The following is a 13,230-nucleotide window of genomic DNA, read 5'->3' as shown; positions in this document are numbered from 1 at the left end:
TTGCCTGTTTCTCGCGCTATAGGGTGGGGGCGAGAGTGAAACCAAAGTTGATGTTTTGTGCGTTGAGTTTGTACTCGTCTAAGACTTCGGGGCCGCAGCTGTTGGACCCGATTCCGTTGTGGGCGTAGTCGAGGCAGAGGACTGTTGAGTCGGCTTCGACCAGCTCGAAATTATGGTTTTTGTTCGTCAGCTCTTCCTGCGTGTAGTGGGAGGCACTGAACGAGAAGGGGTGTTCGGAGGCTACAGAGAGCTGATGGTGGGGGCTTGATAGGTGGACGTAGTCGCAGTCGAATCGGCTACCGTTTTCCTGCGGCATGATGTAGTCCTCGTGGAGATCTTCGACGGAAGATTGGAAGGTGCCGTGGTAGCTTGCTTCATGTTTGTCGCTGTAGCTTTCATGGGGACCCATGCCGAAGTACTCAACATCGGCAAAAGACTTGTCGAGGAAGAGGCGAACTCCGAAGCGGGGGAGATCGGGGAATTCTGGGGCGCGTTCGATGTTGAATCGAGCGGTGATTTTTCCGTCGTTTGTGATGTTCCAGAGGACGGTGCCGGTGAAGATGGGTTGCACTGTGGGGGCTACCATGCTCAGGGTGCAGGAGATGGTGACACCGTTTTCGGTGTGCGTGTATTCGCTGGTGTAGACCCTTGAGTAGGCCTGGTGGTAGTGCGCTTCTGCCCATTTGAGTTTGATGTACATGTCATTATCTGTGGGTGCCCGCCAGATATTGATGTTCATGGGCTGGGTGAGGAGGTTGTGGTCTTTGGTGGAGAGCTGGTCGAATACACCGGTTCGTCGGTTGAAGGTGTAGGTGAATCCATCGCCTTGGACGGTGTAGTGCTTACCTGTTTCGGTTACAGCGAGGTTCTGTGCGTTGTTGGTGGTGCCCAGAATATCTAGTGCCTTGGCATGGGTGGGGTTGATGGTGTGGACGGGTACTTCGTCGCGGCCGAGGAAGAGGCCTGTGGGAAGTAGGGGGAGGTCCTTCTTGAGAATGTATTCGATGTGGAGGTAGCAGCGTCCGCTGGTGAGCGAAGGTGCCTCAAGGTTAATGGTGGTTTCTTGGTGGGGGAGGAATGCCTGCTCAAAGTGGTAGGTGCCTGATGCTACTTCTATGCCGTCCTGGCTGAAGGTGTATTTCAGTTCTATGGCTTCTTGTGCGTCGGTGAAGTCAAGGTAGTTCTTGAGGGTGAGGGAGCCGGATACGGTGTCGAAGGAGACGACTCTGAGGGGGCGGTAGACGTTGCGGTATTCGAGGAGACCAACGTGGGGAGTGCGGTCGGGATAGACAAGGCCGTCCATGCAGAAGTTTCCGTCGTGTACTTCTTCGCCGTGGTCGCCGCCGTAGAGGTATTTGGGTGTGCCATTTTCGGTGGTACCAGCGTAGATGGCGTGGTCGCACCATTCCCAAACGAAGCCGCCGCACATTGCCTGGTTCTGGTCGATGACCTGGAAGTAGTCTTCGAGGTTGCCGGGGCCGTTGCCCATAGCGTGGGCGTACTCGACGAGGAGGAAGGGCTTATTGGGGTTGCTGTTGAGGTACTGTTCGATGTCCTCGAAGGGCGGGTACATGCGGCTGTAGAGGTCGATGTTGGAGTAGTCGTAGCGGCGCTTTTTGTCGTCGTAGTAGGCGCTTTCGTACTGGGTGATTCGGGTGGTGTCGTAGGACTTGACCCAGGCGAGGGACTCTTCGAGGGTAACGCCGTAGCCGCATTCGTTACCTGCTGACCAGGAGACAATGCTGGGGCGGTTCTTTTCGCGGAGCACGCAGAGCTGGACACGGTCGAGTGTTGCTTCAGTCCATTCTGGGTTGTCTGAGATGCGTTCGTTCCAGTGATTTACCTGGTTGTCGAAGGAGCCATCTTCGAGGTACTGGACCTGGGTGCCGTGGCTTTCGTTGTCGGCTTCGCTCATGACGAGGAACCCGTACTCATCGCACATTTGGTAGAAGTAGGGGGAGTTGGGGTAGTGGCTGCTACGGATAGCGTTGAAGTTGTGCTGTTTGATGAGTCCGAGGTCGCGTTTGATGTGGTTGTAGTCCACGGTTGGGCCGGTGACGGGGTCGGAGTCGTGGCGGTTTACGCCGCGGAAGGTGATGGGCTTGCCGTTGAGCAGAATGACATTGTGTTCAATGCGAATGGTGCGGACGCCCACGCGTTCGGTGATGACCTCGTCCTGGGTCTTTAGGTGGAGGGTGTAGAGGTAGGGGTTTTCTGGGTTCCAGGTGTGGGCGTTAGGGATATGAAGGGTTGCTGAGTGAGTGAAGTTGGGGGTGGCAGCATTGGGTGTGAGCGTGGAGCTCGCTACCTCTTCGCCTTCAGCGTTGGTGAGGGTGAGTGTGGTGTGTGTTTCTTGGCTGAGGAAGCGTGCCGCGATGTTGAGGGTCGCGTCGCTGGTTTTTTCGTTGAGGTTGGTGGTGATGAAGTAGTCGTAGAGGGCGTGGCGGGGGCGGCTGAGAATGTAGACGTCTCGGAAGATGCCGCTCATGCGGAATTTGTCCTGGTCTTCGAGGTAGGAGCCATCGCACCACTTGTAGACGAGTACGGTGAGGCGGTTTGAGCCGTTGGTGAGGTATTCGGTGATGTCGAATTCGCTGCTTGCGTGGGATACCTGGCTGTAGCCGATGTAGCTTCCGTTGACCCAGAGGTAGAAGCATGAATCAACGCCTTCAAAGGTGAGGTGGGCGAGCGGGGCCTGCTGATCTTGGGTGTACTGGAAGTCTAGAGTGTAAAGACCGCAGGGGTTTTCGTGGGGTACGAAGGGTGGATCAAGAGGGAAGGGGTATTTGAAGTTGGTGTACTGGTGGGTGTCGAAGCCCTGGGTTTGCCAGGCGCCCGGGACGATGATGGGGGACGCGTCGGTGTGGGCGTATGTGGCAGTGTGGAAGTCCTGTGGTAGTTCGGAATCGTCGTTGAAGTAGGTGAACTGCCAGGTTCCATTGAGGTTGAGGAAGCGGTCGGAGGATTCACGGTTGTTCACCAGCGGGCCCATGTCATGGGAGGCGGGGACGTAGTAGGCCCGGGGAGCGAGGACGTTCTCGTGGAGAACGTTGAGGCTCTCGTGGTGCTTGGTGGGGTACATGCTCTCTTGTCCTTCCTGATGGAATTGGCTGAACCTCGGGTCCTGTTGCTATCGAGAGGGCTGAGGTTCAAACCCTACGGTGTTCATATTAGTTCAAAATTGTTGCTTTGTGTAGATGTGTGAACAAAAAATCGTTCTTTTTTGTTCAAAAAACTCATTTTGAGCACACTTTAGCCCTGGAAATGCTCGTTTTTGTTTGATATTGTTCAGTTTAGAAGAAGTCGTTACAACCGGAGTGAGGTTTAAGTGCTGGCTCAACAACGCCACAACGCAATCGTTGCAAAAGTACAGGAAAAAGGCACTGTTCAGGTCCAAGATCTGGCTGGCCTGCTGAATGTATCTGCGATGACGATTCGCCGTGACCTGGCAGAACTAGAAGAACAGGGGTTACTGATCAGGGTTCACGGAGGTGCAACCATCTCGGAATCTACCCATGAGCCAATCTTTGCTGAGAAGACCATGCTCAACGCAGAGTCGAAAGCAAAAATTGCAAAGGCCGCAGCCCAGCTAGTCCGCAGCGGCCAGTCAATTGCAATCGGCGGAGGCTCAACCAGTGCACGCCTTGCCCAAGAAATAGCTGCCCGCACAGAGCTTGAGAACCTCACTATCGTCACTAACTCCCTCCCCGTCTCTGACTTCTTCCACGGGTTAGCTGATACAAAGAACAAGCCCAAAGTGCTCCTTATCGGCGGTGAGCGCACACCCTCTGACGCCTTCGTTGGACCGCTTGCGGACGCAACCCTGGCAAACCTCAACATCGATGTTCTGTTTCTGGGTGCTCACGGGGTGACTCTGAAAGGCATGTACACCCCCAACATGAACGAGACCAGTACTAACAGAACTTTTATCGCAAACGCCCACGACACCGTGGCTGTTTTCGACTCCAGTAAATGGAATGTGGCTGGGCTATCCCGGTTTGCCTCCTGGGCAGACATCGACACCGTCGTCACCGACGAACTCACCCAGGAACGACACAACTTCCTATCCGACAACGTAGCTAAGGTGATTACCGCATGACCAACGTAAAAGTTACTAAAGGAACCCTCGCAGACGGGCGAGAAATCATCTTCTTCGATGACTCTGAACCCTACGTCTCAGGCCGGAAAACCCGAACCATCCGCGATACCCGCCCCCTGGAACCTCGCACTCTGCCTCCCCACGAAGCTGCCTGCGTGCGTACCGACCCTCTGACCGGCGAATCAATTGCTATCGCCGCTCACCGCAACAACCGAACCTTCCTGCCGCCTGCTGATGAGGACCCCCTGGCACCTGCTGGCGTAGGAACCGTACCCGGTGAAATCCCGGAAGAATCCTATGACGTTGTTGTCTTTGAAAACCGTTTCCCTTCACTGCAAGGGCCGCTAGAGACCCTCCGAGACGAGCCCCTTTTCAAGGAGACCACACCAGGTGGACGTTGCGAGGTTATCAGCTTCACCTCAGACCAGTACGGTTCTTTTGGCTCCCTCAGCTATGAACGGGCACGCACCGTTGTAGAAGCTTGGACCCACCGCACCAAGGAGCTCTCAGCCCTCGACGGAGTCGTACAGGTCTTTCCTTTCGAAAACCGTGGAGAAGAAATTGGTGTAACCCTGCCCCACCCCCACGGTCAGATCTACGCCTACCCCTACATGCCGTCCTATACAGCTTCTGTTGCACGGCGAGCAGACGCATGGGCATCAGAAACCGGTGGAGACCTCCTGGGAGATGTTCTCGCTGCGGAACTTGCAGCAGAAGAACGAATCATTAGGAAAACCGACTCCTTTGTGGCGTATGTACCGTATGCCGCCAAGTGGCCTGTAGAACTTATGGTCATGCCCAAACGCCCGGTTCGTGACTTCACAGAACTTACCGAAGCAGAAAAAGACGAACTCACCGAGCTGTACCTAGACCTGTTGCATCGACTCGACAAATTCTTCGAAGGGGTAGACAAACTCCCCTATATCTCAGCCTGGCACCAGGCCCCCGTCATCGGCGGAAAAAACGTCTCACGCATGTACCTCCACGTTTTCTCCCTCCTGCGTGCCCCCGGAAAGATGAAATACCTGGCTGGCTCAGAATCCGCTATGGCCGCGTGGGTATCTGACACCACACCCGAGCGTATCGCCACCCGATTCAAAGAACTTGCTTCTGACGCATAAAGGAAACACACCATGCCTGCTATCTGGAAGAACACCGTACCTGCACAGACACTCCGCAAGAACGTCGAAGACCGCTTCTATACTTCCTTTGGGGAAGCCCCTTACGGAGTGTACTCAGCCCCTGGGCGCGTCAACCTTCTGGGCGAACACATCGACTACTGCGGTGGCACCGTCCTTCCCTTTGCCCTCCCCCAACGCACCTTCGTAGCAATGACCCCCTGCCAAGACGGAAAAATTACGGCAGTCACCGCTCAGGGTGATGCCGGTTCAACCGCCCCTGATAACAATACTGAAACCGTTCAGTTTGCTGAGGTGGGCACCCAGCCCCTCTCCGGCTGGCTCTCCTACGTTGCAGGTGTTCCCTGGGCTATGCAACAGCAAAAGCAAGGCGATTTTGCTGGTTTCTCGCCGGAAGGGTTCGGCGCCAACATCGCCATCGACTCTTCCGTCCCCCTGGGTGCAGGACTCTCATCATCAGCTGCCCTAGAGTGCGCTGTAGCTCTCGGCGTTGACGACCTGCTAACCGCCCAACAGCCCACTAGAGAACTTCTCGCCAGCACCGACCAGGGACGTGCCGCACTGGCCTCAGCCTGTATCCAAGCAGAAAACGACATCGCAGGGGCCTCAACAGGGGGCATGGACCAATCAATTTCCCTCCGTGCAGAAGAAGGCTCCGTCCTCGCCATCGACTGCCGCGACTTCTCCACCCGCCCTCTTACCATCGACGTCGTCTCAGTCAACCTCTCCGTACTCGTGATAGACACCCGTGCCTACCACAACCTCTCCGACGGGCAATACGCCGCCCGACGGGCAGCAACCGAGGTTGCCCGCGAAGCCCTGGGCGTGAACCACCTCCGAGACGCTTTCCAAGGAACCCCCACCCTCAAAGAAGCCCAAGAACTCATCGAACAGTGGGATAACAACGTAGACTCCTACAACCTGCCCGACGGAACAGACCGGGCAGTAATCCGTGATGCCCTACGCCATGTCTGGACCGAAATTGCCCGCGTTGAAGAATGTATCGCCCTCTTCGACAACGTAAACTCACCAGCCGATGACGTATGGGAAAAGCTCGGTGAACTCCTCAACGCCTCCCACGACTCCCTCCGTGACCAGTACCGAGTCTCATGCCCCGAACTAGACACCGCAGTTAACGCCGCCCGCGAAGCAGGAGCACTAGGAGCCCGTATGACAGGAGGTGGCTTCGGTGGCTCTGCTATTGCACTGGTTCCTACTGAAAACCTGGAGAACCTCGCTGAAGCAGTTGCAGAAGCATTCGACCGTGAAGGCTTCAATCCCCCAGAGTTCTTGGTAGCCACCCCCTCCCGATCCGCGGAGAAGGAGTAAGACCCTCCATGTCCACCTCCACCCAGAACCAGCCACAGGGAGCCGCAGTCACCCTCAAACACTCCGGCTACCAAGCAATAATTACCGAAGTCGGTGCCAACCTCTCATCGCTCACTTCCCCCAAAGGGCGCCAGCTCGTACTCCCCGCCCCACCACACAAAATACGAGAAGCCGCCCGAGGTGCCCTCCTCGCCCCCTGGCCCAACCGCATAGCAGAAGGCCGATACACCTGGAAGGGCGCCGAGTACCAGCTGCCCATCAATGAACCCACCCTTAGAAATGCAATCCACGGACTCGCTGACTGGACCCGCTGGGAACTCAACCAAGCAATTAACACCCCCGACTCATCATCAGTCACTGCCAATCTCCACCTAGTACCCCAACCCGGCTACCCCTTCCACCTCAAACTCACCGCAACCTACACCCTCACTGCCCAAGGGCTCACCACAACCTTCACCGCACTCAACACTGGAGAAACAACAGCCCCCTACGCCCTCGGCGCACACCCCTACCTCATGGCAGGCACAGAACAGGAAACCCCCGGCGCAGTCGACTCATGGAACCTCACTGCTCCTGTCTCTACCTACCTCAAGGTCAACGAATCCATGATTCCCACCCAGGAACTCCCCCTCACCGAAGACCTCAATCTCGCAGATACACTCCCCCTCAAGGGCATAAATCTCGACCACGCCTTTGGAGGAATCCAAAAAACTGCTGGAGAAGCACACATCGTCCTCACCGCTCCCAACGGTGAAGCCACCCGACTAACAATCGGAGACGGTATCGAATGGTTGCAGTTCTATACAGACGGAACTCAGCGGCGAGCCCTTGCTGCTGAACCCATGACAGCCCCCGCAAACGCCTTCAACAGCGGCACAGACCTCATTGAACTAGAACCACACCAAAGCCACACCAGCTGGTGGCGAATCCAAGAAGACTAGGGGCAAACCGGCTGCATATAAAAGTGTGGGACTTTGCGTCATAGTGCCCTCATATTTTTATGCCCGCCCTGCTGCAAATTTATGCACCTCCGCCCCCGCCCTGAGCGGTAAGGACGCTTGCCCCCCGCCCGGGTACCCCCGGAGGCTTGGCATAGCTTTACCGGCACCTGAATAAGTATCGGTAGCGCAGGCCTGCCAGCTGGAGAACCTGCCCCGCCGCTGCCCCGCAGGCGGGTTATAGTGGTAGCGATTCTAGTGTGCCCGGCCACACTAACCCCGGGCTCAGCCCGCACCCAACCTGCCTCGCGCACTAAGCCAGCTACCCGCGTCCTAACCCTCTTGGAGAACCCGTGACTCAAGCCTTCTTCTCAGCTGACCCCAACCGCGTCATCGCCACCGGTGCCGACGGCGTCGAACGCGTCGGCCCCGTCAATGCCGCCCAAGTGCCCCGCTGGGCCGGTCTTGCAACCTTCGCCCGCCTGCCCCGCCTCGACCAGGTCGAGAAAGCCGACATCGTGGTGGCAGGTATGCCCTGGGACTCCGGTGTTTCCTACCGCCCCGGTGCCCGCTTCGGCTCCAACCACGTGCGTGAATCCTCCCGCCTGTTGCGCCCCTTCAACCCTGCCGCCAACATCTCCCCCTTCAAGGAGGCCCAGGTGGCTGATGCCGGTGACATCATCGGCAATCCCTTCAACATTGAAGAAGCCTTGGCCATGTTTGAGGCCGGAGCCCACGAATTGACCAAGGACGGGGCCCGTCTGGTCACCATCGGCGGCGACCACACCGTCGCCCTGGCTAACCTGCGCAACCTGGCCAAGAAGCACGGCAAAATCGCCCTGCTGCATTTTGATGCCCACCTGGACACCTGGGACACCTACTTCGGCGCTGAATACACCCACGGCACCCCCTTCCGCCGCGCCTTTGAAGAAGACCTGCTGGACACCGAGGCCCTCTGCCACGTGGGCACTCGTGGCCCCCTCTACGGCACCGAAGACCTGGAGGACGATGCCCGCTTCGGCTTCGGCATCGTCACCAGCGCGGATGTCTACTACCTGGGCGTGCAGAAGGTGGTCAAGCTGCTCCGCGAGCGCATTGGTGATAGGCCCCTCTACATTTCTATCGACATCGACGTGCTTGACCCCGCCCACGCTCCCGGCACCGGCACCCCCGAAGCCGGTGGCATCACCTCCCGCGAACTGCTGGAAATCCTACGTGGCTTGCGCGGACTCAACCTGGTGGGCTCCGAGGTGGTTGAGGTGTCCCCGGCCTACGACCATGCCGAACTGACCGGCATTGCCGCTGCCCACACCGTCTACGAACTCATTTCCCTACAGGCTGCCGGTGTGGGGGCTGAGCCGATCTCCCCGGCGGCCGGCGTCGCTGATATTACCTACGGGGGTAAGGAGTAACCATGAGTAAGATTGCAGCCCTACTGGCCGAAGCTAACCCGGCTGAAGCCCGCATCATGCGCCACTTCGCTGACCGCGCCGCTGGGTTCCGCCCGTCCGCTGTGCGCGATGTTTTTGAGGTAGCCATGCGCCCCGGCATTATCTCCCTGGCCGGCGGTAACCCCGACCTCGATCTTCTGCCCCTTGACCGACTCGGGGCCATGAGCGCCCGCATTATCGAAGAAGAGGGCCTGGAAGTTCTGCAGTACGGCTCAGGCGCTGGCCTGGAAGCCCTGGCTGAGCTGGTCTGCGAGTTTATGGAGTCCGAGGGTGCCCGCCCTGCGGTCGATGACATTCAGATGACCGCGGGATCCCAGATGGGCCTGGACCTCGCCACCAAACTCTTCGTCAACCCCGGCGACGTAATCCTGGCTGAGGGCCCCACCTACACCGGCGCCCTGGGCGTCTTCGAGGGCTATCAGGCGGACGTCCGCCAGGTACCCCTGGACGCGGACGGCCTTGACCCGGCCGCCGTCGCCCGGGCCATTGAAGAGATTCGAGCCGAGGGCAAGCAGGTCAAGTTCCTCTACACCATCCCCAACTTCCAGAACCCCACCGGCATTTCCCTGTCGGACGAGCGCCGCGCCGAGCTGGTGCGCGTCTGCCGCGAAGCCGACGTGCTGATCGTTGAGGATAACCCCTACGGCCAGCTCTCCTTCACCGGGGAACGCCGCCGCTCCCTCTATTCTCTGGACCCTGAGAACGTGCTCTACCTGGGCTCCTTCTCGAAGGTTTTCTCACCCGGCGTGCGCGTGGGCTGGATGGTCGCGCCCTTCCGCGTGCGTAAGTTCCTGCAGATTGCGGGCGAGGCCGTAACCATCTGCCCGTCGGTGCTCTCTCAGCGCCTGGTGCTGGGCTTTATGAGCGAGGGCCTGTGGGAGTCCCACACCCGCGCCACAGCCGCCCTGTATGAGGCCCGCTGCAAGGCCGTGCTGGACGCCTGCGAGAAGTACATGCCCGAGGGAACCACCTGGACGGTACCCGAGGGTGGTTTCTTCACCTGGCTGACCCTGCCCGCCGGTGGCAAGTATGAGGACGCGACGGACGCCCTCGCCCCCGCGATTGACGCCGGTGTGGTCTTCATTCCCGGCTCGGCTTTCTACGAGCCGGTGGTGGGTTCAGATGGTGTTTCGCGCAACCCCGGCGCCAACCAGTTGCGTATCGCTTTCTCAGCGATTGAGCCGGACGCTCTGACCGAGGGTGTGAGGAGATTAGCTGAGGTGCTGAAGGGCTAGAGCCCTTTGTCGAATGCGACCTCTTTTCCCGAGCGGGTGATGTATGAACACCCGCTCGGGAAAAGAGGTCGCATTCGTCTGTGCAGGGTTCTTGGGCTGTGTGCAGAGTTTTCCCTGCACACAGCCCAAGAACCCTGCGCAGACGCCTATGGCGGGGGCACCTTTCGTTAACCTCCCTGCCCCATACTGGTGTCATGCGTATTTTTGCTCATCGCGGGGCGTCCGGAACCCGCCCTGAAAACACCCTTGCCGCCTTCACCGCCGCCGCTGACTCCGGCGCGACCTGGGTCGAAACCGACGTTGACATCGCCGCCTGTGGCACGCCCGTCCTGCTGCACGACACCGACCTCGACCGCACCACCAACCTCACCGGCCCCCTCTACGGCTACACCGCCGAGCAGCTTTCCGGGGCGGACGCCGGTGCCTGGTTTTCGCCCGACACGGCGGGGGAGGCGGTGCCCACCCTGGCCCAGCTGATTGAGCTGGCCAATGAGCGCGGGCTCAACCTCAATATCGAACTGAAATCTAACGAGCAGGGGGCAGAGCGTTCCCGCCTACTCATCGATAGAGTAATCGAAGAGCTAGCCCACCTGCAGTCGGAGCGGGAGGTGATCGTCTCCTCCTTCAACCACCTGCTCCTGGCCGAGTTCAAACGCCGCGCCCCGCAGTATGCGGTGGGGGCCCTCTTCGTCACCGAGATGTTCCAGTCCGACTGGCGCTCCGTTCTAGAACTCATCGACGCCAGCGCCGCCCACCTGGAAGACCGGGGCCTGACCCGCGCGGCCGTCCGCGCCCTGCGTGAAGCCGGGTACGAGGTCAACGTCTGGACGGTCAACAGCCCCGCCCGCGCCAACGAGCTCAAAAACTGGGGCGCCACCGGCGTCTTCACCGACTACCCCGAGCGGCTGCTGCACCTAGAGAAGTAAAGCGTGCCCGCTCTCACCGCCGCCACGCGGTCGGGGCGCGGGCGCTCGCACCCATGGTCTTGATAGGCTTGAATTCCATGGTGAACAAAATTGGTTTTGACCGTGAGAAGTACATCGAGATGCAGTCTCGACACATCCAGGAGCGCCGCGAAGAAATCGGCGGCAAGCTCTACCTCGAAATGGGTGGCAAACTCTTTGACGACATGCACGCCTCCCGTGTGCTACCCGGCTTCACACCCGACAACAAGATCGCGATGCTGGAGCAAATCCGCGACGAGGTAGAGATTCTCATCTGCCTCAACGCCAAGGACCTGCAGCGCAACAAAATCCGCGCTGACCTGGGCATTACCTACGAGGACGACGTGCTCCGCCTGGTCGATGTCTTCCGTGAGCGCGGCTTCCTGGTCGAGCACGTGGTGCTCACCCAGATGGAGGACGACAACGCCAAGGCCGTTGCCTTCAAGCAGCGCCTGGAGCGCCTGGGCCTGAAGGTTTCGCGTCACCGCGTCATTCCCGGTTACCCCACCAACACCGACCTGATCGTGAGCGAGGACGGCCTGGGCCGCAACGAGTTCGCTGAAACCACCCGTAACCTGGTGGTTGTTACCGCTCCCGGCCCCGGTTCCGGCAAGCTGGCAACCGCCCTGTCGCAGGTCTACCACGAGAACAAGCGCGGCGTGAAGGCCGGCTACGCCAAGTTCGAAACCTTCCCCATCTGGAACCTACCCCTGGAGCACCCCGTCAACCTGGCCTACGAGGCTGCCACTGTTGACCTTGATGACGCCAACGTCATTGACCACTTCCACCTGACCGCCTACGGTGAGTCCACCGTCAACTACAACCGCGACGTTGAGGCCTTCCCGCTGCTCAAGGTGTTGCTGCAGAAGATGACCGGCACTACCCCCTACCAGTCGCCCACCGACATGGGCGTGAACATGGCCGGTAACTGCATCACTGATGACGCCGCCTGCCGTTATGCCTCTGAGCAGGAGATTATCCGCCGCTACTTCAAGGCCCTGGTGGACGAGGCCCGCGGCGGCCTGGATTCCACCCAGTCGGACCGCGCTGCCGTGGTCATGGCCAAGGCCGGTATCAAGGAAACCGACCGCCCGGTTGTCACCCCCGCCCGTCTGCGCGAAGAAACCACCGGTGCCCCCGGTGCGGCGATCGAGCTGGCAGATGGAACCATTATCACCGGTAAGACCACCGACCTGCTTGGCTGCTCGGCTGTTGCCCTGCTCAATGCGCTCAAGCACCTGGCAGGCCTGGACGACAACAAGCACCTGCTGTCCAACGAGGCCCTGGAACCCATCCAGCGCCTGAAGACCCTGCACCTGGGTAGCCAGAACCCCCGCCTGCACACCGACGAGGTGCTGATTGCCCTCTCAACCTCTGCGGCCCACGACGAGGATGCCCGCGCCGCCCTTGAGCAGATTAAGAACCTGCGTGGCGCTGACGTACACACCACCACCATTTTGGGTTCGGTGGACGAGGGGATCTTCCGCTCCCTGGGCATGCTGGTCACCTCTGATCCCAAGTTCCAGAAGAAGGCCCTCTACCAGAAGCGCTAGGCTTCCCCGGTAGGGCTTCTGGGTAAGGACGGCACCACCCGCTTTCCTGCCTCAGGGCAGGAAAGCGGGTGGCGGCGTCCTTGTTTAAGGTCTGCGGGTTAGCTGGTGTGGCCAAGTATACGAAGGTGGTGGGTGTGTTTTCTGCGTAGGTCTGATAGTTTCGAAATAGAAATATATTGCATATCTAATACTAATTACCGCTGTGAAGGGGAGACTAATGACTCAACAAACTGAAGAAACGCACTACGACTGGAACTCCCGCTCACCTGAGGTGCAAGAAGACCAGATTGCAGCCTATGATTCCCTGCGCGCTCGGTGCCCTGTTGCTCACGATGAATTCATGGGCTACACCCTCTTTAAAAATGAAGATGTCCGGTATGCCCTTGAACATCCTGAACTGTTCTCTAACCGGGTATCAACCCGCCACATAGCGGTTCCCAACGGAATGGATGCACCTGAACGGGACTGTCAGATTAACGGTGTAAACCCACAACAAATCTAGCGACCAGCCACCTGCGGCAACCGATCACCAAAAACAATAG

10 protein-coding genes are annotated in these 13,230 nt (G+C 58.9%); 9 read left to right on the top strand and 1 reads right to left on the bottom strand.

Annotated features, from left to right (window positions below):
* Window positions 1-16: 16 nt before the first annotated feature.
* Window positions 17-3,082 (bottom strand): glycoside hydrolase family 2 TIM barrel-domain containing protein, encoded by a 3,066-nt coding sequence (locus ACFP6B_RS06610; protein WP_377128423.1) that lies wholly within the window; start codon window positions 3,080-3,082, stop codon window positions 17-19.
* A 246-nt stretch (window positions 3,083-3,328) separates the two neighbouring features.
* On the opposite strand from ACFP6B_RS06610, the gene ACFP6B_RS06605 reads away from it, so the two are divergent.
* The 9 genes from ACFP6B_RS06605 to ACFP6B_RS06565 all read left to right on the top strand — a co-directional run bounded on the left by ACFP6B_RS06605 (window position 3,329) and on the right by ACFP6B_RS06565 (window position 13,190).
* Window positions 3,329-4,099: a DeoR/GlpR family DNA-binding transcription regulator gene (locus ACFP6B_RS06605; protein ID WP_377128420.1), complete on the top strand. Its 771-nt coding sequence runs from the start codon at window positions 3,329-3,331 to the stop codon at window positions 4,097-4,099.
* Window positions 4,096-5,220, top strand: a complete 1,125-nt coding sequence (gene galT / locus ACFP6B_RS06600) for a galactose-1-phosphate uridylyltransferase (protein ID WP_237222880.1) — start codon at window positions 4,096-4,098, stop codon at window positions 5,218-5,220. Before ACFP6B_RS06605 ends, galT begins: the two co-directional genes overlap by 4 nt.
* Before the next feature lie 12 nt (window positions 5,221-5,232).
* Window positions 5,233-6,567, top strand: a complete 1,335-nt coding sequence (gene galK / locus ACFP6B_RS06595; protein WP_377128417.1) for a galactokinase — start codon at window positions 5,233-5,235, stop codon at window positions 6,565-6,567.
* 8 nt (window positions 6,568-6,575) lie between these two features.
* Entirely contained in the window at window positions 6,576-7,508 is a 933-nt protein-coding gene (locus tag ACFP6B_RS06590) for an aldose 1-epimerase family protein (protein WP_377128414.1), read from the top strand.
* 389 nt (window positions 7,509-7,897) lie between these two features.
* Window positions 7,898-8,917, top strand: coding sequence for an agmatinase (speB, locus tag ACFP6B_RS06585; RefSeq protein ID WP_377128552.1), 1,020 nt, complete (start codon window positions 7,898-7,900; stop codon window positions 8,915-8,917).
* Window positions 8,918-8,919: 2 nt separating this feature from the next.
* On the top strand, window positions 8,920-10,191 hold the full coding sequence (locus ACFP6B_RS06580) for an aminotransferase-like domain-containing protein (RefSeq protein ID WP_377128411.1): 1,272 nt from the start codon (window positions 8,920-8,922) through the stop codon (window positions 10,189-10,191).
* Between the two features lie 194 nt (window positions 10,192-10,385).
* On the top strand, window positions 10,386-11,117 hold the full coding sequence (locus ACFP6B_RS06575; RefSeq protein WP_377128408.1) for a glycerophosphodiester phosphodiesterase family protein: 732 nt from the start codon (window positions 10,386-10,388) through the stop codon (window positions 11,115-11,117).
* 77 nt (window positions 11,118-11,194) lie between these two features.
* A complete protein-coding gene (locus ACFP6B_RS06570) occupies window positions 11,195-12,688 on the top strand; it encodes a DUF1846 domain-containing protein (RefSeq protein ID WP_237196639.1) in 1,494 nt (497 codons plus the stop codon).
* A gap of 217 nt (window positions 12,689-12,905) precedes the next feature.
* Window positions 12,906-13,190 carry a hypothetical protein gene (locus tag ACFP6B_RS06565; RefSeq protein ID WP_377128405.1) on the top strand — a complete coding sequence of 95 codons (285 nt, stop codon included), beginning with the start codon at window positions 12,906-12,908 and terminating at the stop codon, window positions 13,188-13,190.
* Window positions 13,191-13,230 lie beyond the last annotated feature (40 nt).

Origin of the sequence: Rothia nasimurium (genome assembly GCF_042660305.1) — a bacterium.
GTDB lineage: Bacteria > Actinomycetota > Actinomycetes > Actinomycetales > Micrococcaceae > Rothia > Rothia nasimurium.
Note: the sequence above shows the minus strand (reverse complement) of the source record. Positions and strands in the feature narration are given on the sequence as shown.

Excerpts from the sequence above, each read along its gene's own strand:
- ACFP6B_RS06590 (WP_377128414.1), top strand. The coding sequence starts at position 6,576 with ATGTCCACCTCCACCCAGAACCAGCCACAGGGAGCCGCAGTCACCCTC.
- ACFP6B_RS06565 (WP_377128405.1), top strand. The coding sequence starts at position 12,906 with ATGACTCAACAAACTGAAGAAACGCACTACGACTGGAACTCCCGCTCA.
- ACFP6B_RS06610 (WP_377128423.1), bottom strand. The coding sequence starts at position 3,082 with ATGTACCCCACCAAGCACCACGAGAGCCTCAACGTTCTCCACGAGAAC.
- ACFP6B_RS06575 (WP_377128408.1), top strand. The coding sequence starts at position 10,386 with ATGCGTATTTTTGCTCATCGCGGGGCGTCCGGAACCCGCCCTGAAAAC.
- galT (WP_237222880.1), top strand. The coding sequence starts at position 4,096 with ATGACCAACGTAAAAGTTACTAAAGGAACCCTCGCAGACGGGCGAGAA.
- ACFP6B_RS06570 (WP_237196639.1), top strand. The coding sequence starts at position 11,195 with ATGGTGAACAAAATTGGTTTTGACCGTGAGAAGTACATCGAGATGCAG.
- galK (WP_377128417.1), top strand. The coding sequence starts at position 5,233 with ATGCCTGCTATCTGGAAGAACACCGTACCTGCACAGACACTCCGCAAG.
- ACFP6B_RS06580 (WP_377128411.1), top strand. The coding sequence starts at position 8,920 with ATGAGTAAGATTGCAGCCCTACTGGCCGAAGCTAACCCGGCTGAAGCC.